Genomic DNA, 22,674 nt, shown 5'->3' with positions numbered 1-22,674 from the left:
CGGGCGCGCACCGGCCGGGCGGCGGAGGTGGACGGCCCGCCGCCGGACGCCCGACGGGCAGCGCGCCGCCGCCGCCGCCGAACACGAACTTCAAGGACATCACGCGGGAATAGCCGCCGACGCGGCGGCTTCCGCCTGACGTGACCCGGCACCGGACCGGTTCCGGTGTCCGCTCCACGAGACCCTTCCTCGCGCTGTCTTCCGACCAGGAGCCAGGACAATGCCCAAGCGCCGGTACATCCATATCGGATACCCGAAGTGCGCCTCGACTTCGATCCAGATCACGTTGCTGCCGGAGCACCCGGAACTCTACCATGTCGGAAACGGCTGGCAGAAGAACAACAACCGCTACATCGACGACGAGGTCACCAACGTCGCCGAGGTGGACATGCGCTACAAGCGCGAGTTCATGTACGATGCGGCGCGCGCGAAGGCGGCCTTCGAGCCGCATTTCGAGGCGGCGGAGGCGGACGACAAGGTCAAAGCGGTCGGCCTCTCCTCCGAGTTCTTCTCCTTCACGCTCGGCAACGAGGTCGACGTCGTCACCAAGGCGAAGCGGCTGCACGCGATCTTCGGCGACGACACCTGCATCATCTTCGTCTTCCGCGAGCAGATGAGCCTGCTGCGCTCGCTCTACACGGAGCTCGTGAAGGGCGGCTATCCGGGCACGTTCCGGAAGTTCATGGAGTACACGTACCTGTTCCAGGACCGGAACTGGTGCCGCGAATTCTGCTTCGACAAGATGTTCGACCTCTATGCCGGCCTGTTCGGCGCGGAGAATGTCTGCGCGGTGCCGTTCGAGCTCCTGAAGGCCGACGAGAGGGCATTCGTCCATCGGATCTGCGACGGCATCGGCGTCGCGCGCGCCGAGCTCAGCATGAAGGAGCTCAACAAGCAGGGGCCCTCGCTCGGCGTCTACGAGCAGATCCGCCGGTTCAACGAGAAGTTCCAGCACGAATTCGGCAGCCCCTTCTACGAGCCGTTCAACTGCATGCGGATGCGGACCTACTTCCAGAACGAGCTCGGCGTCGCGGTGCCGCACGAGCGTGCCACGGACGACTTCATCCGCATGCCGGTCACCAAGGGGGCCATGCAGCTTCAGCAGCACAATCCGGCGCCCGACATTGACCTCAATTTCCCGTCAGCCTTGGTCGAGAGGCTGACGGCTCTCTATGCGCCTTCGAATGTCAGGCTGGCGGAGCAGACGGGGATCGACCTTGCGGCATACGGGTACCGGATGGCCTAGCGGCGCGAAGCCGCTCCTGCGGGTCCTCGCGGGCCTGCTGCTCGTCTCGGTCCTCGCGCACCCGGCCTTCGCGGCCGATCCGGAGCGCCTGCTCCTCGACGCCGGCCAGCGGATCTGCCAGGGCGGCGTCGGCGTGCCGCCGACGGGCGATGCGGCGCTCTCCGACGAGGATCGCTTCCGCCTCCGCCAGGCCGTGGGCTGGAGCAGGACCTGGCAGGTCGGCGCGCGCGCGAGCGTCAAGGTCACCGGCATCCGGCGCGGACCGGAGAGCCCGGCCCTCTTCTTCCTCGACTATTATGAAGAAGGGCGCCCGCTCGTGCGTGCCGTCGTCAGCAGCGCGTGCAAGGTGCTCGGCGGCCGCCGCGTGCTCTACGGCGCCGATGGCGGCAGCCGCCCGTCCGCGATCGAGCGCCTCGATCCGGCGCTGCAGGCGCAGGGCGCGCCCGAGCCGCTCAATCCGCCGGTTCCGCCCGGCCCCGCCGGGGGCGCCTGCGTGCGTGTCGCCATCCTCGACAATGGCGTCAACTATCTCCGGCCCGACATCCTCGCCCGGCTTGCGCGCGACGGCGAGGGCCGGCTCGTCGGCCACGATTTCTGGGACGGCGACGACCGTCCCTTCGACTACGGCATCCCGCCCGGGTCCAAGGACCCGCAGGTCTCCGCCTTCTCGCCGCGCCGGCACGGCTCGATGGTCGCCGGCATCTTCCTGAAGGACGCGCCGGCGAGCGCCTGCATCGTTCCCTACCGCTACTTCCCGCAGGACCCGGACCGGCGGATCGGCAGCATCGTCGCGCGCGCCAGCGCCGACGGCGTCCGCATCGTCAGCATCTCGTCCGGCCGCAGCCGCCCGTGGCCGGACTTCGAGGCCGCCATTCGCCGGCACCCGGATATCCTCTTCGTGGTCGCCGCCGGCAACGAGGGCGAGGACCTCGACGACCGCCCGAGCTACCCGGCCGCCTATCGGGAGGCGAACGTGCTGGTCGTCGCGGCCAGCGACGCCGCCGGCGCGCTCTGGCGCGGCAGCAACCGGGGCACCGGCACTGTCGACCTCGCGGTGCATGCGACCGAGCTCGCCGGCAACGATTTCACGGGAAAGCCGATGCCGCTCACCGGCACGAGCTTCGCCGCGCCGCGGGTCTCCGCCGTCGCGAGCGCCATCCTCGCCAGGGAGCCGGGGCTCGGTGCCGCCGATCTCAGGAAGCGGATTCTTGCGCTCGCGGCGGCGACCGGCGTCGCCGCGGACGGAATTCCCGTTCTGACGGACGGCGCGATCGCCGCGGCGGTGCGTTAGCGTCCGCGCCGCGGCGTCATCCCTCAGGTTTCGCGGAAGCTCTTGCTGGCCGATTTCAGCACCGGTTCGATCAGGTAGTCGAAGAACGTGCGCTCGCCGGTGACGATCAGCGCCTGCACCGACATGCCCGGGACCATCGAGACCTTGCCGAGCTTATCGAGCGCGCTGGGCGGGACCTTGATCTTGGCCAGGTAGTAGGTCTCGTCGGTCGCGCTGTCGACGAGGACGGAGGCCGAGACCGTCTCCACGCTGCCTTCGAACATGGGCATTTCGCGGCTCGGATAGGCGAGCAGCTGCAGACGGGCCGTCTGCCCCTCGTGGACCGCGTCGATGTCGTTCGGGTTCACGCGGGCGTCGATGATGAGTTCGTCGTCCTTCGGGACGATGTCCATCACCGTCTGGCCGGGCTCGATGACGCCGCCGATCGTGTGGAGCTGCAGGTTGAGGATGGTTCCGTCGACCGGCGAGCGGATCACGGTACGGTTCAGGACGTCCTGGCTCGACGCCACCTTCTCCGCGGCCTCCTGTTTCGCGGAGCGCGTCGAGACGATGTCCGACGTCACCTCGTCGAGACGCGTGATTGTGGACGCCGCGATCTGGAGCTTGGCCGATTCGATCTGCTGGGTCTTGCTCGCGATCTGGGCCTCGATCGAGGCCTTCTTCTGGTCGAGATCGGCCTCGGCCTGCTGCATGTCGATCAGCCGGGAATATTTCTCGAGTCCCCGGCTCCTGAGGTCGTCGATGAGGGCGATCTCCTTCTTGGCCAGCTCCTTGCTCCGGTCGATCGCCGCCACCTGCGTCGTGAGGGCCGCGATCTCGGCCTTGTACTGCTCGATCGTCTGCTTCAGGACCGCGATGCTGCTTTCGAGAGTCTTCTTCCGGGTCTCGAACTGGCGCTGTTCGGCCTCGACGATCTCCTTGATGGCGGGCGAGCGCTCGGCCTCGTCGAGGAGCGCGGCGGGGAATTCCGGCGTGGCGTTCTCGTCTCCGTGCAGATTGCGCCATTCGGCGTCGAGCCGCGCCTGGCGCGCCACCGCCGCGCGGTACTCGATCTGCTGCTGCTGGAGCGTCGAGCGCGCCTTGGTATCGTCGAGCACGGCAAGGACGTCGCCGGCGGAGACCGCCATGCCGTCCTTGACCTCGATGCTGCGGACGATGCCGCCTTCGAGATGCTGGATCGACTTGCTGTTCGTATCCGGGCTGACGATGCCCTGCGCCACCGCCGCGCCGGCGATCGGCATGGTGGCGGCCCAGGTGCCGAACCCGCCGAAGAAGCCGCCGACGGCCAGCGTGCCGACCCAGATCGGGGTCCGCAGCGCGGCGAGGAGGCTGTCTCGGTCCGACATGACGGTCGTCGCGCCCGGCAGTTTCCTGGCCATGGTCTCGCTTTCCTCCATGTTCACGCTCCTCCCGGGCCGCTCACCGCCTGCAGCGGGATGCGGCGCTGTTGCTGGCCGCTGCGCTCGATGCGCGCCGTGCCGCCGTCGCGCAGGCGCTCCATCACCGCCTTCGGCTCCCCGAAGGCCTCGATCATCCCGTCGCGAAGGAGCAGGAGCTTGTCGCAGATCTCGAGAATGGTGGGCCGCTGGGTGACCAGCACGATCGTGCTGCCCTCACCGCGGAGCTGCTTCAGCGTCTCGATCAGGGCCGTTTCCGACGTCCGGTCCAGGAAGGCCGCCGGCTCGTCGAGCACGACGAGCTTCGGCCGCCCGTAGAAGGCGCGGGCAAGCGCGATGCGCTGCCGCTCGCTCCGCGAGAGGACGAGCGTCTCGTCGTCGACGACCGTCTCGTAGCGCTCCGGCAGGTCCAGGATGACGGTGTCGATCGAGGCCATCTTAGCGGCCTCGACGATCGCCTTGTTCCGGCCGTCCCGGGTCGCGGGCTCGAGCCGCGCGATATTGTCGGCGATCGTCGCGTGGAAGAGCATCGGGTCCTGCGGGAGATAGCCGATGTGCCGCCCGATATCGGCGGGGACGAGCCGGTGGATGTCGGCATTGTCGAGCCGCACGCTGCCGCCGGTCGGCGGCACCACGCCCATCAGCATGCGCAGCAGCGCACTCTTGCCGGCCGAGGAGGGGCCGAGCACGCCCATCATTTCGCCCGGGCGGACCTCGAAGCTCATCGGCCGCAGCACCGGGCGGGCGCGTCCCGGCGGCATGTAGAGGGCCTGCTGCAGGACGAGGTGCCCCTCCGGCCGGGGCGCCCTGTAGCCGAGTTCGGGGCGCGCATCGACCGCCGAGAGCTGCTGGCGGAGCCGGCCGCGCGCCTGCCACGCATTGACCGTGCTGCGCCAGGCGGTGATCGACTGGTCGACAGGGGAGAGCGCGAGCGAGAGCAGGATCGACCCCGCAATCATGATGCCCGAGGTGACCTCGCTCTCCAGGACCAGATAGGCGCCGACGGCATAGGTCAGCACCTGCGCGAACTGGCGGATGAAGCGCGTGCAGCCCGCGATCAGGTTGTTGCGCTCGTTCACCCGGTCCTCGTTGTCGCGGATCGAGGATCTGATCTGCGCCAGCCGCGAGAGGAACGATTCCAGCAGGCCCATCGAGTGGATGATCGCGGCATTGTGGCTGCCGCGCTCGATCTCCTGCATCAGCCGGCCCGATTGCGACTGGCTGGCGTTCTGGCGGGTGCGGATGAGGAGGTCGTTGAGGAAGGCGAGGACGAGCAGGATCACGGCCGCGCTGAGCGAGACGAGCCCGATGAGCGGATGGAGGATGAAGGCCACGATGATGAAGATCGGCGTCCACGGCGCGTCGAGCAGGGTGCCGAGCCCGGGCGAGGAGACGAACTGGCGAAGCTGCACCAGGTCGCGGCTCGCCTGGCTGCCGAAGGAGCGGCCGACCAGCTGTCCGTCGAGGCTCGCGGTGAGGACGGGCTGGAACAGCCGGTCCTCGAACCACTGGCCGAGCCGGTTCTGCACCAGCCGCTGGACGACGATCAGCACGGAGGCGATCATCAGCGCGAAGCCGGCGATGAGCGTCAGGTAGATCAGCGTCTCCTCGCTCCCGCTCGACAGCACGCGATCGATGATCTGCAGCATGTAGAGCGGGATCGTGAGCTTCAGCAGGTTCGCACAGAAGCTGAAGGCCAGCATCAGGGCGAAGGCGGGCCGCATCGCCCGTATCGCCTGGTCGAGTGCGTTCTCGGCTGCGCCCCGCCCCCTTTGCGTCCGACGGTCGCTCATTTGTCGGTTACCCTCGCTGCGGCCCGCGGTGTCGCCGGACCGATTTCCTGGTTCTTCCGAACGCGTCTGCCGCCGCTGCGCCAGACCGGTTCCTGGCCGCTCCGCGGCACCGCCTCGATGCCGGGCGTCCATGCCACGCAGAGCTCGCGCAGGAGGACCGAGACGAGCGGCGAAGGCGTCTGCTTGAGGAGAAGGGTGGTGCCGCCCTGGGAGATTCTGAGCGCGCGTGCCTCCTCCACGGCCTTCGCGAGTTGGTCCCAGCGCAGCGCCTCCCCCATGGCGGCGATGCACGTCTCCAGGATGACGCGGCGCAGGGCATAGCCGAGAATGGCGACCCGTGACCAGCCGTCGAGCACCGCCTGGACGTCGAACTTGCCGTCCGAAATGTCCAGGATCGCGGCCCCGAACTCCGTCAGTTCACGCTCCCAGGTGTCGGCGACCGAGCCGGCCAGATAGAGCGAGGCGATATCGCTCGGCGGGTCGGGCAGATTCGTGGCGAGAAGCGTCACGCCGTCCCAGTCGCCCGCTTCGCTCAGCCTTCGGTGCATGGTGGCGGCCACGGCGCCGGGGACCCGGAACCGATGGACGGAGCGCTCGAACCGCGCAAGCTGAAGCGTCCGCAGCCGCCGGTCCTCCTCGGCGGCGCGTTTGCCGAGGCAGCGTATGTAGCGGAGACCGCGGGCCGTCTGGGTGGCCTGTCCCTGCGGACGGACCTCGTGCGCCTCCCAGCAGGTATCCGCCGAATCCGTCAGGTTCGCGGCGCCCCTCAGGGCGGCCACGTACGGGATCTTGCGTTCATGAAGGGCGGATGCCGCCCGTTCCGTGATGGCGAAGCCGTCGCCGACGACGACGACCCGGCCCGCGCCTGTGCGCTCGCGCAGGCGGGCGGAAAGCGATGCCACGGTCTCCGGAAGCGGAAGCTGGACGGGCCAGTGCTCCTGGGCCAGCACGGCGCCTTCCCGGGTCACGACGAGCGCGAGTGCGAGTCCCCTGACCGGCGAGGCGCGCCGGTGCCCGCGGGCCCCTATCCGAACGGCGAGCAGGTGGTCCCCCGCGGCGCCGTTGGCGAGCCGGGTCTCGCCCCGGTCCGGCGGCGGTGCGCGGTCGTGCGGCTCCTCCGCTTCGGTCGGCGTTTCGCCGAGCCGCGCCAGTGCGGCGATCTCGGCTTCGGTGATCGGCATGCGCTGGCAGCCCGGAAACACGACCCGCTGGAGGAGCGACAGGACGAGGATCGGCGCGCGGCAGGCCTTGGCGAGATCGCGCTGCGCGCCGGTGAGCTGCGCCCTGGCGAGCGCGCCCGAGACGAGCCTGCCGGCGAGCGAATCGTCCTCGCGCAGCGCCACCGGCTCCGAGACGTGCGGCGACAGGAAGACACCGGTCGGCGTATGGCTCGCGCCGTTCTCGAGAAGGCGGTCGAGGTCGCCCACGCCATTGACGTCGTCCAGGCGGCCGAGGCTCGCGCGCACGACCTGGCGCGGCCGGCCGTCGACCCTCAGGCTCTCGACGATCTGCAGATAGTCGATTCCACGAGTCTGCTTTCGCCTGAAGAACATGAACCCCCCAGTTCAGTCCAGCATAGAAGGATTTATTTCCAGAACAAGGGGTTACTGTTCAGCGTGGCACTACGGCGGCTTGGTTCCACTGGTGAACGTTTCCAGGCTTATTGAAGATCATGGCAGGCGCGACGCACTTCCTTGTCCCTGCAACGAGCTGGTGACCGGCGGCGCCGAGCGCCTGAAGCAAGCACGGCTAAGCACTTCGCCGGCCTTGCTGATCGGCGGCCGCATCGGACTTCCGCGCGTGGCACGGATATTCCGGAGCGCCGCGCGGCCGCCCGGCGGATTGGATCTTCGGTCGCATCGAGCGACCTCAGGTCGTTGGACGGCAACGCGGCCCTGCAGCACCCGGATTCCATAGGATTGTCTGGATTTTCAGTCGAGCGGGCCGAGCGGGAAGACCCACGTTTCGAGCTTTGCGCAGGAGACCCGGCGAGGCCAGCGAATCCGATCACCGCTGCGTCACGAGTTCGTGAGTGATGGCGGCGCCGGGCCTGGCTCGACGGATGGAGCCCGTTCCGGGAGCCGGCGACGAGCGTCGGGCGGACGCCCCGCCGCCCTCATGTGCCCTGCTGATCCGCAATCCGCGCAGCCCCGGTTCATCTTACAATTTTCTTGTATTATCAATTAGTTACGGCTTCCTTGTGGCACTACTTTGCTTGAACGGCGCATGGAAAATGTAAGAAAATCAATTGCTTAGGGGATCGGCCCCTCCGAAGGCCGGAACACCGCCGTGGGACGGCGGGCCCGGCCTATAGAGTACGGGTCAAGGTGGCCTTCCACGGCCGCGGCATGCCCGTGCATGCGAAGCGGACCTGGGCGGGACTGCCGGATGAAAGGAGGGCCCTATGGCTTACGTGCCAGGTTACCTGGAAGACGAAGGCTGGGAATACGGCTGGTACACGGATGGCGGCTGGTGGAACTACGGCTGGCATTATGACTACAGCGATGTCGGCTGGGATGTGGGTTGGTCCATTACCAGCTGGGGCTGGACGTACGGCTGGTTCTATCAGACCGGCTGGGAGTACGGCTGGTACAATACTGGCTGGTGGTATTACGGCTGGAACTACGATTACTTCAGCTGGGCCGAAGGTTGGGCATGGATCAGCGGCTGGTGGTGGACCGGCTCCTGGGTGTCCAGCCTGTTCTACGAGTACGGCTGGGAGTACGGCTGGTACGCGACCGGCTGGTGGTGGAGCGGCGGCTGGACGCCCGGTCTGCTGCTTGAAACCGGCTGGAATTACGGCTGGCATCTGACCGGCGGCTGGTCCGGCGGCTGGGAGCCCGGCTGGTTCCTGGACTGGGGCTGGCAGTACGGCTGGTATTCCTGGGGCTGGTCGGCCTTCGGCTGGCACTTCGACTACAGCGACTACGGCTGGCAGTACGGCTGGGCGTGGACGAGCTGGGGCTGGAGCTACGGCTGGTTCTACTCGACCGGTTGGGAATACGGCTGGTACGAGTACGGCTGGTGGTTCTACGGCTGGCACTTCGACGATTACGGCCTTGCCGAGGGCTGGGCGTGGGTCAGCGGCTGGTGGTCCGGCGGCTATGCCTATGGCTGGCACTTCGACTACAACGACTACGGCTGGAACTACGGCTGGGCGTGGACGGGCTGGGGCTGGAGCTACGGCTGGTTCTTCTCCACCGGCTGGGAGTACGGCTGGTACAGCGTCGGCTGGTGGTGGAGCTACGGCTGGTACTACGATTACGGCTGGGCCGAGGGCTGGGCGTGGACGAGCGGCTGGTCCGGTGGCTGGTGGTCCTACGGCTGGCACTTCGACTACAACGACTACGGCAGCTGGAGCTACGGCTGGTCGTGGACGAGCTGGGGCTGGAGCTACGGCTGGTTCGTCTCGAGCGGCTGGGAGTACGGCTGGTACAATGTCGGCGGCTGGGAGTACGGCTGGTACTTCGATGCCGGCTGGCAGCTCGGCTGGGCCTGGGTGGTCTGACCGCGACAGAAAGAGGAGGGCCGGAGCAAGCTCCGGCCCTTCCATTCGAGATGCGAGCCCCGCCGCAAGCCGGCGGGGCTTTTTCGTCGGCGACCGGACCGCGTCATCCGGCGGCAGCCAGGCGCGGCGCCCCGCGCGGATGCCGTCTCCGGGCGCGGCAGTCCCTCAGTGGCGGGCGAGCCAGTCGTCGATCTGCCGGTTCGCCTCGTCCTTCTCGATCCCGTAGCGTTCCTGGATGCGGCCGGCGAGCTGGTCGCGGCGCCCGGCAATGCGGTCGATGTCGTCGTCCGTGAGGTTGCCCCACTGCTCCCGCACATTGCCCTTGAACTGCTTCCAATTGCCTTCGATCCGATCCCAGTTCATCTCTTGATCTCCCTTGCTGGTGCGTTCGGTCTGCCTGCCAACGTGGCCTCAAAGGAGGCGGTTCCGGTCCGCATGCTCGCTTTGCCGGGGAACCAGGCGCCCGACGGCGACTTTCCGACGATCAGGAGGACGCGACATGGTGAGAGACATTGATGGTGGCGGTTCGCCGCTTTCCGCCGAGTACGATGCCGGCGGCGACGACGATCTCCCGGGCGCGGACCAGCCGGTCACGGCCGACGACATCGACGCGATCGTGAGCAGCTCCGGCGAATCGACGGAGGCCAAGCGCGAGCTTCTGCTCCGGATCCGCGACGACCTGACCGCGCGCGCCGGCATGGACATGGAGCACGAATTCGACAGCCTGCTCGCGCGCGTGGACGATGCGCTCGCCTCGCTTTCGGCGCTGGCGGACGGCTACGGCACCGCCGAAGCCTACGGGTTCGACCCCGATCTCCGGGTCACGAACCCGGAGGAGGAGCTCGAGCGTGCCGAGGACGAGGCCGAGGCGGACCGCAGCGGGGACTGACATTCACCCCACCGGGAAGGGAGATCACGGCCGCGGTTCCGCCGCGGCTGGCGTGCGTCCATGCGGGCTGCGGGTAGCGAGGCGATGAAGATCACGATCGTGCTCAATGCCACCGCGGGCACGCTGCGCGGGCTCGACGCCGAAGCCGAGGCGGAGCGGCTCGCGGCGATCTTCCGCCGCCACGGTCACCACGTCGCTGTCGAGGTGCACAGGGGCAAGGATGCCGTCGCCGCGATCGCGCGGATCTGTGCGGCGAAAGGCTGCGACGCGATCGTCGTCGGCGGCGGCGACGGCTCGGTTTCCGCCGCCGCTGCGGCAGCCGCGAAGAGCGGCGTGACGCTCGGCGTACTGCCGCTCGGGACGATGAACCTCTTCGCGCGTTCGCTGCGGGTGCCGCTCGACCTCGAGACCGCCGCCGAGGCGCTCGCCGCCGGCCGGCCGGTCGACGTCGATATCGGCGAGGTGAACGGGCGCCTCTTCGTCCACCATGTCACGCTCGGTCTTCATCCGCGCATGATCAGCATCCGCGAGCGGCTGAAATACGGGTCGCGGCTCGGCAAGATCCTGGCGAACGTCCAGGCGCTCTGGCTGGTGCTGCGCCGCCCGCCTTATTTCCAGGCGGAGATCGAGATCGACGGCCGGCGCATCAAGCGGCGCACGGCGGCGCTCGTGGTCTCGAACAATCCGTTCGGCGAGGGGCATCTGCCCTATGCGGACGACCTTCGGCAGGGCCGCTTCGGGATCTATGTCGGAACCTCGCGCCGCTGGACCGATCTGCTCCAGCTCGCCGCCACGGTCACGCTCGGGGCGATCCGGCAGAACCGGCTGCTGGAGCATTGGACGGGCCGCGCGATCATGGTCGTCCTGCCGCGCCCGACCATGCGCGGCTCGGTCGACGGCGAGATCGTCCGTCTCGCCTCGCCGCTGCGCATCGTCATGCATCCCCGCGCGCTCTCCGTCCTGCGGCCCGCCGATGCCGGGGAGGCGGCCGCCGGGGCCGGGAACCAGCCAATTGCGGGCGCGTTGCCGGAGAAAGCGCAGGAAGGGCGTGCGATGGCACATGAAGAGCTGACGAAGACAGAGGCCCGCCAGGGCGAGAATCGCAATACCAACATCGTCGCGCTGGTGGTCGGCATCGTCCTCGCCTTCGCGATCCTCGCCGTCATCTATCTCGGCTGGCTGGCCTGAGGCCGGTCAGAGCAGGGCGCGCAGCCGCTCCGGGTCGGGCAGGCCGCGCACCACGATCTCCGGGGAATCGCCGGAGGAGTAGATCGCGACGGTCCCGACCCGGAACAGCCGGTCGAGCAGCGTCTGGTCGACCGTCACCGAGCGGATGGACGTCCGCTTCATCTCCCGCCGCTCCTTCGAGAACAGCCCCGCTTCGTACTCCACCTCCTCCTCCGTGACGCGCAGCCGGACGGTGCGCGACTTCACCCACCAGACGAGCAGGATCACGATCCCGATGCCGACCGGCACGAGGAGGAGAGCGAGGAGGAAGATCAGCGGATTGCTCCGCGCCATGCTCGGGTGTTCGTCGTAGAGAACGCTGGCTGCCATTTCGTCCTTCCGGGTCGGTCCAGGCGGGAGCGTCTCGCCCGCGACGGCACCATATCGCGGGCGATCAGAAGAGGTCGACGAGTTCCTTCACGCAGAGCACGAGGAAGATGAGGGCGGCTGCCGAGAGAAGACCGTTGCTGAGCCACCCGTTCCGCCATTCCGATGGCGCGCGCGACGAGTTCAGCAGCCACAGGAGCGTCAAGGCGAGAAACGGCATGAAGAAGGCGCCGAGCGCGCCATAGGCGATCACCAGGGCGAAGGGCCTGCCGATGAGAAGGAGGAGCATCGGCGGGAAGGTCAGCCAGAGCAGATAGAGGCGGAACGGCAGGCTCCGCTCGTCTCTGGTCTCCGGAATGTGCTCCGTCCCGCGGAGGTTCGCCACGAAATCCGCGAAGAGCAGGCTGACCCCGTTCCAGACCCCGAGCAGCGAGGAGAAGGAGGTCGTGAAGAAGCCGACGAGGAACATCGTCGAGACGATCGGCCCGTAGCGCTCGCGCAGGATGTCGTCGAGGTCGAGAAGTCCGCGGTCGCCGCCCATGAGCTCCGTCTGCGTGGCGTGCAGGAGTTCGGCCCCGATGATCAGCATCGCGATGACGAACACGCCGGTGACGATGTAGCCGACCCGGTTGTCGAGCCGCATCACGGGGATCCAGGCCGGTGTCGTCCAGCCCTTCTCATTCACCCAATAGCCGTAGGCGGCCATCGTGATCGTGCCGCCGACGCCGCCGATGAGGCCGAGCGTGTAGACGCCAGCGCCGGAGGGCACGGTCGGGACGAGCCCGGCAAGCGCGGCGGGAACGTTCGGCGCGACCAGGAACGCGAGCGTGACGACCGTCAGGAACATGATCCCGATCAGGACCTTCATGACCGTCTCGAAGATCGCGTATTTGTTGAAGGCGACGAAGAGGAGCCCGGCGATCCCCGAGATCACCGCCCATGTGTTGAGCGAGAGCGCGGGAAACAGGGCGTTGAGCGGCAGCGCGCTCGCGGTCATCGCGGTCGCGCCGTAGAGGAAGCCCCAGATCACGACATAGATGCCGAAATAGACGCTGGTCCAGGCGCCGAGGCTCCGCCAGCCGGAGAACATCGTCTCGCCGGTCGCGAGATGCCAGCGGCCCGTCGCCTCGGCGAGCGCGATCTTCACGACGCAGCCGACGATCGCTGCCCAGAGCAGGGCATAGCCGTACCGGCTGCCGGCGACGAGGGTCGCGACGAGATCGCCGGCGCCGACGCCCGTCGCCGCCACCACGATGCCCGGCCCGATCAGGCGCCAGCGCGCGCCCTTCGGCGGATTCTCGGCATGCGGTTCGGAGACGGAGGTTTCGAGCGTGGCCACGGCGGCTTCCCGGGATTGATTCGCCGGGAAACGTGCAAAGCCGGAAAAGGTGCCCGTCGACTTTCCGGATGCCGCGCCGTCGTCCGCGGTCGGGTCAGGTTCGGAGCGTCGCGTCGAACCAGTCGAGCGTGCGGCGCCAGGCGAGCCTGGCGCTTTCGGGCTCGTAGCTCGCCCGCTCGTCGCAATTGAAGCCGTGCCCAGCCGGATAGACATGGATCGTGCAGTCCGGCCGCCTGGCGCGGATCGTCTCGACATCCGACATGGGAATCGAATGGTCCGTCTCGCCGAAATGCATGAGGACCGGGCAGTTCGGGACCTCGTCCGCGAAGGCGGCGATCCGACCGCCGTAGAACGCGACCGCCGAGCGGAAGACGTCGAGCCGGGTAGCGGCGGCGAAGGCCACCGAGCCGCCGAGACAGAAGCCGACGATGCCGAGCGGAAGGCCTTCCTCCTTCAGGTGGTCGGCCGCCGCCCGGGTGTCCCGCAGCATTGCGTCCCAGTCGATGCCGCCGACGAAACGGCGCGCCGCGGCGATCTCCTCCGGCGAATAGCCGGATTCGAAGTCGCGCTCCTGCCGGTCGAAGATCGCCGGAGCGATAGCCTCGTAGCCCTCCGCAGCGAGCCGGTCGCAGATGCTCCGGATGTGGCTGTTCACCCCGAAGATCTCCTGGATCACCACGATGCCGGCCTTGGCAGGGCCGGCCGGCTCCGCGCAATAGGCTCCGAGCCGGTGTCCGTCGGCGGCCTCGAGCGAAATCGTCTCTCCCATCCTCGGTTCCTCCTGCAAGCCCGCATCGGCCCGGGCGGCACCGGCCGGCCTGTGGCCGATCAGTAGCGGAGCGGCCGCCTGTTGTCTTCCTGCGGCCCCGCCGGCGGCGCCGCGAGCCCGGGCACGGATTGCTCCGCCATTTCGCGTTGCCCGCCCGCGGCAAACTCGATAGGGTCCGCGCCGCCTGCGCCGGTACCGGGTCCGGGTGATATGAAGAAGCTTTCAAGAGCATGGCGCACGACGATCGAAGCTCAGACCAGTTCATCCGCGAGGTCGACGAGGAACTTCGCCGCGATCAGATAAAGGCGATCTGGGACCGCTTCGGAGTTCTCATCATCGGCGTCTGCGTCGCGGTGGTGCTGGTCACGGCGGGCTATCGCGGCTGGCTCTGGTGGCAGCAGCGTCAGGCGACGGCGGCGGGCGACCGGTTCATGGCGGCCCTGCAGGCGGCCGATTCGGGCAAGCGCGACGAAGCCGAGAGGCTTCTTTCCGGGCTCGCGGCGGACGGCTATGGCGGCTACGACTTTCTCGCGCGGCTCGCGCTCGCGGGCGAGAAGGCCAAGGCGGGCGAGACGGCCGACGCTGTCGCCGACTATGACGGCATCGCCGGGGACGGCAACGTGCCGGGCGACCTCAGGGACCTCGCGCGGCTGCGGGCGGCGCTTCTCGAACTTGGGGCCGGCGATCTCGACAAGGCCCGCGCACGCGCCGAGCCGCTTGCGGTCGCTGGCAATCCGTGGCGCCACCTCGCACGCGAAGTGATGGGGATGGTGGCCTACCAGCAGGGCCAGCTGAAGCCGGCGCGCGACCTTTTCGAGACGATTCAGCAGGACGTCGAGGCGCCGCAGGATCTTCAGAACCGGGCGGGCGTCATGATCGGCCTGATCGACGGCCAGCTTCCGCCGTCGGAAACCAATCAGGCGGCGGGCGGCGCGAGCCAGGCCAACGGCGCGGACCAGCCGGCGGCCGATGCGTCGGCCCCGCAGGAAGCGGCGCCAGCGGAATAGGGATGCGGCGGGACCTCATGACAGCGACATCGACTGGAAGCCTGCGGAGCGCGGGCCTTGCTCTGGCGCTCGGCGCCGTCCTTCTCGCCGGGTGCGGAAGCCTCGACTTCCTGGGCAGAAAGGAAACGCCGCTGCCGGGCGAGCGCCGCTCGGCCCTGCCGGCGCTCGGCCTCGAACAGGCTCAGGGAACCGCCAATCCCGGTCCGGCGGTTGCGTCGGGCGATTGGTCCCAGCCGGGCGGCAACGCCGCGAACGCGCCGGGCAATGTCGCGCTTTCCTCCGGCGGTGCGACCGCGGCCTGGCGCGCGCGGGCGACCGAGGCGGTGGTGAAGCGCGGCGCGCGCGTGGCGGCGCCGCCGATCGTCTTCGGCGGCCGCATCTTCATCTACGGCTCGGACGCCACCGTCACGAGCCTCGGCAGCGGCGGCGGCCGCTCCTGGTCCGTCAGCGTCGCGCCGGAAGGCGAGAAGGCCTATGTCTCCGGCGGCGGCGTGGCGGGTGCCGGAAACCTCGTCTTCGCGGCCACCGGCTACGGCGATCTCGTTGCGCTCGACGCCGCGACCGGCGGCAAGGCCTGGAGCTACAAGCTCGACGCGCCGGCCCGCTCGGCGCCGACCGCCGCCGGCGGAAAGGTCTACGTGGTGACGGCGACGAGCACGGTCCATGCCGTCAACGCGGCCGACGGCACGCTCGCCTGGACCCAGACCGGCATTCCCGAGATCGCCGGCGTCGTCGCCCCCGCGAGCCCGGCCGTGGTCGGGAACACGGTGATCGTACCGCTGCCTTCCGGCGAGATCGTCGCGCTCGATGCCGGCACCGGCGCGACGAAGTGGGGCGACACGGTGGTGCGCGCCACGCGTTCGCTCGCCGTTTCCGGCCTGACCGACCTCGCCGCGAGCCCGGTCGTCTATGACGGGACCGTCTATGCCACCGGCGTGGCCGGCCGCACGATCGCGATCAGCGCGGCGAATGGCGAGCGGCTCTGGGAGGAGAATGTCGGCAGCGCCACGACGCCGGCCGTCTCCGGCAATGCCGTCTTCCTCGTCGATCTCGCCGACAACATGGTGGCGCTCGACCGTCGGACCGGAAAGATCTTCTGGCAGACGCCGCTCCCGACCGTGCGCGAGAAGCGCTTCTTCTCGGTCTGGGTCGGCCCGACGCTGGCGGGCGGCGCGCTCTATGCGGTCTCCAACGACGGCAAGCTGGTCTCCGTCGACGCGGCGACCGGGGCGATCCTCGGCACGCGTCCGCTTCCGAGCCCGGCCTTCGTAAGGCCGGTGGCGGCATCCGGACAGCTTCTGGTCCTCGGCTCGGACGGACAGCTGTCCGCCTTCCAATGATCCGGAGCCGGCCGATGCGACTCGGCGTTGCCATCGTCGGTCGGCCGAATGTCGGCAAGTCGACCCTCTTCAACCGGCTCGTCGGGCAGCGCATCGCGCTCGTCGACGACCGGCCCGGCGTCACGCGCGACCGCCGCGAGGGCGAGGCGACGTTCGGAGACGTCACGCTCCGGGTCATCGACACGGCGGGCCTCGAGGAGGCTGCCGAGGCGAGCCTCGCCGGCCGGATGCGGCGCCAGACCGAAGCGGCCATCGCCGATTCGGACGTCGTGCTCTTCATGATCGACGCCCGCGCGGGCGTCACTCCAGCCGACGAGCATTTCGCCGACACCGTGCGCGCCTCGGGCAAGCCCGTCGTGCTGGTGGCCAACAAGGCGGAGGGCAGGGCCGCCGATGCCGGCCTGCTCGAGGCCTATTCCCTCGGCTTCGGCGAGGCGGTCGCGATCTCGGCGGAGCACGGCATCGGCATTCCGGACCTCTACGAGGCGCTGGTCGCCGCTTCGCCCGAAGGCGCGGTCGGGGCCGATGGCGCCGAGGGGGAGGCGGAAGCCGCGCCGGCGCCGCTCAAGATCGCCGTCGTCGGCCAGCCGAACGCCGGAAAATCCACCCTCGTCAACCGGATGATCGGCGAGGAGCGGCTGCTCACCGGGCCCGAGGCCGGCATCACGCGCGATTCGATCTCCGTCGAGTGGAGCTGGCGCGGCCGGCCCCTCGAACTCGTCGACACCGCCGGCCTCCGCCGCAAGGCGAAGGTGGTCGAAAAGCTGGAGAGGCTCTCGGTCGGCGACGCGCTGCGGGCGATCCGCTTCGCCGAGGTCGTGATCCTGGTCATGGATGCGACAGCGCCGCTCGAGAAGCAGGACCTCCAGATCGCGGATCTCGTGGCCCGCGAGGGGCGGGCGCTGGTGCTCGCCCTCGACAAGTGGGACCTCGTGGAGGACCGCCCTGCGCGGCTTCAGGAGATCAGGGCCGATCTCGAGGAGACGCTGGTGCAGGTCCGCGGCGTTCCCCTGGTGCCGATCTCCGGCCTGACCGGCTACGGCCTCGACCGTCTCATGGAGAGCGTGGTCGGCGTCCACGAGACGTGGAACAAGCGCGTCCCGACCGCCCAGCTCAACCGCTGGCTCGACGCGGTGGTGGCGCGCCATCCGCCGCCTGCGGTGTCCGGCCGGCGCATCAAGCTCAAATACCTCTCGCAGACGAAGACGCGGCCGCCGACCTTCTATCTCTCCTGCTCCCGTCCGGAATCGCTGCCGGATTCCTACCGCCGCTATTTGATGAACGGCCTGCGCGAGGATTTCGGCCTCGCGGGCGTTCCCGTCCGCCTGATGATCCGCGGCGAGCGCAATCCCTACGAGGCGAAGCGCCGCGTCAAGCGTTGAGCGTGCCATTGCGGGCTTGAAGCGGGAGGAGAGCCGCTCTACAAGAGCCGCACCAGGCCGGGCCCCTCTGGCAGTTCCCATGGAGCTGCGATGTCGGACTGGATGACCGGAGCGGCCCTGTTCCATCCATGACCGGAGAAGGCGCGTCGGCGATTGCCGATTCCGAGCCGCCTCTTCCGCTCTTGGATTGTCATCCTCGGAACCTGCGGCCGTTCCTCGCCATCGAGGAAAGGGTTCTGCATGTTCGAGATTTCGACGGAAGCTCTGGCGACGTTCTTCCAGGTGATCATGATCGACCTGGTGCTCGCCGGCGACAATGCGATCGTGATCGGCCTCGCCGCGGCCGGGCTGCCGCGCGAGAAGCGGTCCAAGGCGATCCTGATCGGCATCGGTGCGGCCACCGTGCTGCGCATCCTCTTCGCCGCCGTGACGACGCAGCTCCTCGCGATCGTCGGCCTGCTGCTCGCCGGCGGCATTCTGCTGCTCTGGGTGTCGTGGAAGATGTGGCGCGAGCTGCATCACCAGGCCAAAGCGGATCTCGCCGCCGACGAGGCTCTCGCCGACGCCGACCTCAATGCCGACGGCACGATCGCCGAGGGCGCGCCCCGCAAGACGCTGCGGCAGGCCGCCTGGCAGATCATCATCGCCGACGTCTCGATGTCGCTCGACAATGTGCTCGCGGTGGCCGGCGCGGCGCGCGAACATCCCTGGGTGCTCGTCTTCGGTCTCGGCCTCTCGATCGCGCTGATGGGCCTCGCGGCCTCCTTCATCGCGCGGCTCCTCAACCGGTACCGCTGGATCGCCTATGTCGGCCTCGCGATCATCCTCTATGTCGCGCTCGAGATGATCTACCGCGGCTGGCTGGAGGTCTGGCCGGTCGTGGCCGCGCTTTGACGCGCGGTGCTGGAGCCGGGCGGCGATGTGCCGCCTCCGCTCCGGCGCCGGGCGCTCAGGCCTGGCGCGGCTGGAAGAGCCGCCACTCCTCCGTCCAGAGCACGATCACGAGCGCGACCAGGCTGAACGCGAGGAAGCCCTGCGCCAGCGGCACGACCGTCCCGTCGAAGGCCTGGCCGAGCCCGAGACCGAGCACCGCGCCGAGCAGCGTCATGTAGAAGCCGATGAAGGAGGAGGCCGTGCCGGCGATGCTGCCGAGCGGCTCCATGGCCATGGCGTTGAAGTTCGGCACGGTCAGGCTGAACAGGAACAGGTTGCAGGCGAGAATGGAGCAGAAGAGGAGGAGCGGCGGCCTGCCGTCATGGGCGAGCGAGACCGCCACCAGGACGGCCGAGCTCAGCGCGAATCCGCACAGGCCGGCATGCGACATGCGGCGCGTGCCGACGCGGCGCACGAGACGCGAGTTCAGATAGGAGCCGATGCCCATCGTGGCGGCGACGGCGCCGAACGGGATCGGGAAATAGGCGCCGAGCCCGTAGACGTCGGTCGCGAAGATCTGCTGCGCCGAGCCGATATAGCCCATCAGCGAGCCGAACATGAGGCCCATCGCCGTGGTGTAGCCGATCGTCACGCGCGAGGTGACGGCGAAGCGGACGGCATCGACGATCCGCGCGAAGGAGAACGGGAAGCGGTGCTCCGGCCGGAGCGTCTCCGGCATCCGGAGACCGTACCAGGCCATGATGGCGATCACGAAGGCGATCAGGCCGACGAAGATCGCGTGCCAGCCTCCGAGCACCAGGAAGCCGCTGCCGATCGCCGGCGCGAAGACCGGAACCACGATGAAGATCATCATCGTGAAGGACATCACCCGCGCCATTTCGCGGCCGGCATAGCAGTCGCGCACGATCGTCACCGACACGATCCGCCCGCCGGCCGCGCCCATGCCCTGGACGGCGCGGGCGAGAAGCAGGAACTCGAAGCTCGGCGCGAGCAGCGCCAGCACGCAGCCGAGCGCATAGATGCCGAAGCCCCAGAGAAGGGTCGGGCGGCGGCCGATCACGTCCGCGAGCGGCCCGTAGAAGAGCTGCATCGCCGCGAAGCCGATCATGTAGCTGTAGACGATGAACTGCAGGCGGTTCTCGTCGGTCACGCCGAACCATGCCCCGATCGGCCCGAAGGCCGGGAGGACGTTGTCGATGCCGAGCGCCGTCACCGCCATCATCAGGGCGATGAGGACGACGAACTCCGCGAAGGACGGGGTGGTCTGCGTCTTCATTCGGTTCACCGGGTATGTGCCCGCGCGCGCGCACAAGGTTCGGACGAAAAGGACGGGAGCCGGGCCGGAGGCCGCCCGCTCTCGCAGATCTTGGGCTTTCGGCGGGCCGGAGCCGGCTCAGCCCGCCTCGAGGAGGGAAACGAGCGATCCGGAAGGAAAGTCGAACCGGCCGAGCGGAACGTCGTGTCCCGGCGCGGCGAAGCGCACGATCGCCGGGGCGATCGCGGAAGGATGCGGCAGCGTCGCCGGATCCTCGCCCGGCATCGCCTTGCCCCGCATCGCGGTCCGCATCGGCCCCGGATTGACCAGCGTGACGCGGATCCGGGTCTTCCGGCTCTCGGCCGCATAGGTCCGGGCGAGCGCCTCGAGCGCCGCCTTCGTGACCGAATAGGTGCCCCAGAAGGCGCGGCAGTTCCGGGCCGCGCCGGACGTCAGGAAGATCGCCCGGCCGGCGTCGGACTGCCTGAGCAGCGGGTCGAAGGACCGGATGAGCCGCCAGTTCGCGGTGACGTTGATCGCCATCGCCTCGTCCCAGACCTTCGGCGGGATATGGCCGAGCGGCGAGAGCTGGCCGAGCACGCCCGCATTGCCGACGAGCACGTCGAGCCTGCCCCAGCGCTCGAAGATGGCGGCGCCGAGCCGGTCGATCCCGTCATAGTCCCGGAGGTCGAGCGGCACCAGCGTCGACGACCCGCCCGCGGCCTGGATCTCGTCGTCGAGCTCCTCGAGCCCGCCGACGGTGCGTGCGACGGCCACCACATGGGCGCCGGCCTCCGCGAGCGCCTTCGCGGCGAAATAGCCGATGCCGCGGGAGGCGCCGGTGACGACCGCCACCCGGTCCTTCAGCACGCCCTCCGCCATCACGCCGACTCGGCGAGGATGGTGAGATGGCGGACCTCGCCGCGGTTCTCGTGGTCGGTGAGGCGGGCCGGATACTCGCCCGTGAAGCAGGCGTCGCAATATTGCGGCGCGAGCGGATTGCGCCCCGTCTCGCCGACGGCCCGGTAGAGCCCGTCTATGGTGAGGAAGGCGAGGCTGTCGACGCGGATGAACTCGGCCATGTCCGCCACCGACATGCGCGAGGCCAGGAGCTTCGACTTCTCCGGCGTGTCGACCCCGTAGAAGCAGGGATTGGTGGTGGGCGGGCTGGCGATCCGCATGTGCACTTCGGCCGCCCCGGCGTCGCGCACCATCTGCACGATCTTCACCGAGGTCGTGCCGCGGACGATCGAATCGTCGACGAGGACGACGCGCTTGCCCTTCAGCACGGCGCTGTTGGCGTTGTGCTTCAGCTTCACGCCCATGTGCCGGATCGAATCGGTCGGCTCGATGAAGGTCCGGCCGATATAGTGGTTGCGGATGATCCCGAGCTCGAAGGGAATGCCGCTCGCCTCCGCGAAGCCGATCGCCGCCGGCGTGCCGGAATCGGGCACGGGCACGACAAGATCCGCCGCCGCGGGGGATTCGCGCGCGAGTTCGGCGCCGATGCGCTTGCGCACCTCGTAGACGCTCGTGCCCTCCACGATCGAATCGGGCCGGGCGAAGTAGACGTGCTCGAACACGCAGAAGCGGGGCCGCTTGCCGGGGAACGGCTTCAGCGATTCGATCCCGTGCTCGGTGATGACCACCATCTCGCCCGGCTCGATCTCGCGCACGAGCCGCGCGCCGATGATGTCGAGGGCGCAGGTCTCCGAGGCGAGCACGTTCGAGCCGTCGAGATCGCCGAGCACGAGCGGCCGGATGCCGAGCGGATCGCGGCAGCCGACGAGCTTCTTCTCGGTCATCGCCACCAAAGAGAAGGCGCCTTCGACCTGGCCGAGCGCGTCGATCAGCTTGTCGACGACGTGGTTGCGCTGGCTCGTGGCGACGAGGTGCAGGATCGTCTCTGTGTCGGAGGTCGACTGGAAGATCGAGCCGCGCCGCTGAAGCATGCGCTGCAGCGCCCGCGCATTGGTGATGTTGCCGTTATGGGCGACGGTGAAGCCGCCGCCGGCCAGCTCGGCGAAGAGCGGCTGGACGTTGCGGAGCACGGGCGCTCCGGTCGTGGAATAGCGGTTGTGACCGATCGCCCGGTTGCCCTTGAGCCGCTCGATCACCGCCGGCTTGGTGAAGTTGTCGCCGACGAGCCCGATGTGCCGCTCGCTCCAGAACTGGCGCCCGTCGAAGGAGACGATGCCGGCCGCCTCCTGGCCGCGGTGCTGGAGGGCATGCAGGCCGAGCGCGGTGAGGGCGGCCGCCTGCGGATGGCCGAAGATGCCGAAGACGCCGCACTCCTCGTGCAGCTTGTCGTCGTCGAACGGGTGCGAGAGCCGGTGCGTCATGACGTGAGCCCTTACTGGGTCGACCGGATCTGTCGGTCGAGCGCGTTCTGGTCTTCCTCGTCTATGCCCGGCTCTCCGGCCGGTGTGTCGTCAGTCGTCCGCGGCACCTCGCCGGCGTCGCGGTCCTGCGAGCGGAGCCTGTCCATGATCTCGGCTTCCGGGTCCTCCGGCAGTCTGGCCAGGAGATCGTTGCCGATCGAATCGAGCCAGGGCTTCGTGCGCGCCCCGGCGATCCAGCCGGGCTGGCGCTCCGGCGCGATGAAGAAGTTCAGGAACAGCACGGCGATCACGACCAGGACCAGGCCGCGCGCCGCCCCGAAGATGAAGCCGAGCGTCCGGTCGAGCGGGCCCGCCTTGGAATCGAGGATGAAGTCCGAGATCCGCATCGTGATGAGCGAGACCACGAGCAGCGTCACGAAGAAGATCACGACCACGGTGACGCCGAGGGCCACGTTCTTGTCGTCGATATAGCGCTGCGCGTAGGGAAGGGCATCCTTCCACAGGAAATAGGTCGCCGCCGCCGCGGCCACCCACGAAGCGATCGAGAAGACTTCGCGCGTGAAGCCGCGGATCATCGCCAGCATCGCCGAGACCAGCATGACCGCCAGCAGGATGCCGTCGAGCACGGAGAAGGGCATTCAGCAAGTCTCCCGCAAGCGGTCGCCGGG

General features: G+C 68.8%; 20 protein-coding genes. 9 read left to right on the top strand and 11 right to left on the bottom strand.

The genetic code is table 11. The features are described 5' to 3' along the window. Nucleotides 1-220: 220 nt before the first annotated feature. Nucleotides 221-1,246 (top strand): hypothetical protein, encoded by a 1,026-nt coding sequence (locus tag E4O86_RS12055; protein ID WP_161140792.1) that lies wholly within the window; start codon nucleotides 221-223, stop codon nucleotides 1,244-1,246. Further along, nucleotides 1,218-2,537, top strand: coding sequence for a S8 family serine peptidase (locus E4O86_RS12050; protein WP_161140791.1), 1,320 nt, complete (start codon nucleotides 1,218-1,220; stop codon nucleotides 2,535-2,537). The genes E4O86_RS12055 and E4O86_RS12050 overlap by 29 nt, the downstream gene beginning before the upstream one ends. Nucleotides 2,538-2,560: 23 nt before the next feature. On the opposite strand, the gene E4O86_RS12045 is transcribed toward E4O86_RS12050, so the two are convergent. Genes E4O86_RS12045 through E4O86_RS12035 form a run of 3 tightly spaced genes read right to left on the bottom strand, consistent with a single transcriptional unit; the run spans nucleotide 2,561 to nucleotide 7,280 of the window. After that, entirely contained in the window at nucleotides 2,561-3,916 is a 1,356-nt protein-coding gene (locus tag E4O86_RS12045; protein WP_161140790.1) for an HlyD family type I secretion periplasmic adaptor subunit, read from the bottom strand. A gap of 20 nt (nucleotides 3,917-3,936) precedes the next feature. Beyond that, nucleotides 3,937-5,727 (bottom strand): type I secretion system permease/ATPase, encoded by a 1,791-nt coding sequence (locus tag E4O86_RS12040; protein WP_161140789.1) that lies wholly within the window; start codon nucleotides 5,725-5,727, stop codon nucleotides 3,937-3,939. After that, complete coding sequence (locus E4O86_RS12035) at nucleotides 5,724-7,280, bottom strand: hypothetical protein (RefSeq protein ID WP_161140788.1); 1,557 nt, start codon at nucleotides 7,278-7,280, stop codon at nucleotides 5,724-5,726. Before E4O86_RS12035 ends, E4O86_RS12040 begins: the two co-directional genes overlap by 4 nt. 851 nt (nucleotides 7,281-8,131) lie before the next feature. On the opposite strand from E4O86_RS12035, the gene E4O86_RS12030 reads away from it, so the two are divergent. Continuing rightward, nucleotides 8,132-9,235 carry a hypothetical protein gene (locus E4O86_RS12030; protein WP_161140787.1) on the top strand — a complete coding sequence of 368 codons (1,104 nt, stop codon included), beginning with the start codon at nucleotides 8,132-8,134 and terminating at the stop codon, nucleotides 9,233-9,235. 165 nt (nucleotides 9,236-9,400) lie between these two features. Here E4O86_RS12030 and E4O86_RS12025 read toward each other — a convergent pair whose 3' ends face one another. Continuing rightward, on the bottom strand, nucleotides 9,401-9,598 hold the full coding sequence (locus tag E4O86_RS12025; protein WP_161140786.1) for a CsbD family protein: 198 nt from the start codon (nucleotides 9,596-9,598) through the stop codon (nucleotides 9,401-9,403). A gap of 136 nt (nucleotides 9,599-9,734) precedes the next feature. Here E4O86_RS12025 and E4O86_RS12020 point away from each other — a divergent pair, with 136 nt between their 5' ends. Continuing rightward, the gene (locus E4O86_RS12020) at nucleotides 9,735-10,124 is read left to right on the top strand and encodes a hypothetical protein (RefSeq protein ID WP_161140785.1); all 390 of its coding nucleotides are present in this window, start codon (nucleotides 9,735-9,737) and stop codon (nucleotides 10,122-10,124) included. A 60-nt stretch (nucleotides 10,125-10,184) separates the two neighbouring features. Continuing rightward, nucleotides 10,185-11,312, top strand: a complete 1,128-nt coding sequence (locus E4O86_RS12015; protein WP_161140784.1) for a diacylglycerol/lipid kinase family protein — start codon at nucleotides 10,185-10,187, stop codon at nucleotides 11,310-11,312. Between the two features lie 6 nt (nucleotides 11,313-11,318). On the opposite strand, the gene E4O86_RS12010 is transcribed toward E4O86_RS12015, so the two are convergent. The 3 genes from E4O86_RS12010 to E4O86_RS12000 all read right to left on the bottom strand — a co-directional run bounded on the left by E4O86_RS12010 (nucleotide 11,319) and on the right by E4O86_RS12000 (nucleotide 13,786). After that, nucleotides 11,319-11,681, bottom strand: coding sequence for a PH domain-containing protein (locus tag E4O86_RS12010; RefSeq protein WP_161140783.1), 363 nt, complete (start codon nucleotides 11,679-11,681; stop codon nucleotides 11,319-11,321). A gap of 64 nt (nucleotides 11,682-11,745) precedes the next feature. Further along, nucleotides 11,746-13,017: an Nramp family divalent metal transporter gene (locus tag E4O86_RS12005; RefSeq protein ID WP_205520850.1), complete on the bottom strand. Its 1,272-nt coding sequence runs from the start codon at nucleotides 13,015-13,017 to the stop codon at nucleotides 11,746-11,748. A 94-nt stretch (nucleotides 13,018-13,111) separates the two neighbouring features. Continuing rightward, nucleotides 13,112-13,786, bottom strand: a complete 675-nt coding sequence (locus E4O86_RS12000; RefSeq protein WP_161140781.1) for a dienelactone hydrolase family protein — start codon at nucleotides 13,784-13,786, stop codon at nucleotides 13,112-13,114. Between the two features lie 230 nt (nucleotides 13,787-14,016). On the opposite strand from E4O86_RS12000, the gene E4O86_RS11995 reads away from it, so the two are divergent. The 4 genes from E4O86_RS11995 to E4O86_RS11980 all read left to right on the top strand — a co-directional run bounded on the left by E4O86_RS11995 (nucleotide 14,017) and on the right by E4O86_RS11980 (nucleotide 18,409). Then, nucleotides 14,017-14,793, top strand: a complete 777-nt coding sequence (locus E4O86_RS11995; protein ID WP_161140780.1) for a tetratricopeptide repeat protein — start codon at nucleotides 14,017-14,019, stop codon at nucleotides 14,791-14,793. A 17-nt stretch (nucleotides 14,794-14,810) separates the two neighbouring features. Then, nucleotides 14,811-16,133 (top strand): outer membrane protein assembly factor BamB family protein, encoded by a 1,323-nt coding sequence (locus tag E4O86_RS11990; RefSeq protein ID WP_161140779.1) that lies wholly within the window; start codon nucleotides 14,811-14,813, stop codon nucleotides 16,131-16,133. Between the two features lie 14 nt (nucleotides 16,134-16,147). Next, nucleotides 16,148-17,515 carry a ribosome biogenesis GTPase Der gene (der, locus tag E4O86_RS11985; protein ID WP_161140778.1) on the top strand — a complete coding sequence of 456 codons (1,368 nt, stop codon included), beginning with the start codon at nucleotides 16,148-16,150 and terminating at the stop codon, nucleotides 17,513-17,515. Between the two features lie 240 nt (nucleotides 17,516-17,755). Then, on the top strand, nucleotides 17,756-18,409 hold the full coding sequence (locus E4O86_RS11980) for a TerC family protein (protein WP_161140777.1): 654 nt from the start codon (nucleotides 17,756-17,758) through the stop codon (nucleotides 18,407-18,409). Nucleotides 18,410-18,464: 55 nt separating this feature from the next. Here E4O86_RS11980 and E4O86_RS11975 read toward each other — a convergent pair whose 3' ends face one another. The 4 genes from E4O86_RS11975 to E4O86_RS11960 all read right to left on the bottom strand — a co-directional run bounded on the left by E4O86_RS11975 (nucleotide 18,465) and on the right by E4O86_RS11960 (nucleotide 22,644). Further along, complete coding sequence (locus tag E4O86_RS11975; RefSeq protein WP_161140776.1) at nucleotides 18,465-19,685, bottom strand: multidrug effflux MFS transporter; 1,221 nt, start codon at nucleotides 19,683-19,685, stop codon at nucleotides 18,465-18,467. 117 nt (nucleotides 19,686-19,802) lie between these two features. Beyond that, nucleotides 19,803-20,546, bottom strand: a complete 744-nt coding sequence (locus E4O86_RS11970; protein WP_161140775.1) for an SDR family NAD(P)-dependent oxidoreductase — start codon at nucleotides 20,544-20,546, stop codon at nucleotides 19,803-19,805. Continuing rightward, entirely contained in the window at nucleotides 20,546-22,006 is a 1,461-nt protein-coding gene (purF, locus tag E4O86_RS11965; protein ID WP_161140774.1) for an amidophosphoribosyltransferase, read from the bottom strand. The genes E4O86_RS11970 and purF overlap by 1 nt, the downstream gene beginning before the upstream one ends. Nucleotides 22,007-22,017: 11 nt before the next feature. Beyond that, the gene (locus tag E4O86_RS11960; RefSeq protein WP_161140773.1) at nucleotides 22,018-22,644 is read right to left on the bottom strand and encodes a CvpA family protein; all 627 of its coding nucleotides are present in this window, start codon (nucleotides 22,642-22,644) and stop codon (nucleotides 22,018-22,020) included. Nucleotides 22,645-22,674 lie beyond the last annotated feature (30 nt).

Source organism: Propylenella binzhouense (assembly GCF_009866965.1).
In the GTDB taxonomy this organism is placed as follows: Bacteria; Pseudomonadota; Alphaproteobacteria; order Rhizobiales; family Afifellaceae; genus Propylenella; species Propylenella binzhouense.
The sequence above is the reverse complement of the archived record's forward strand: the minus strand, read 5'-3'. Positions and strand labels throughout refer to the sequence as shown.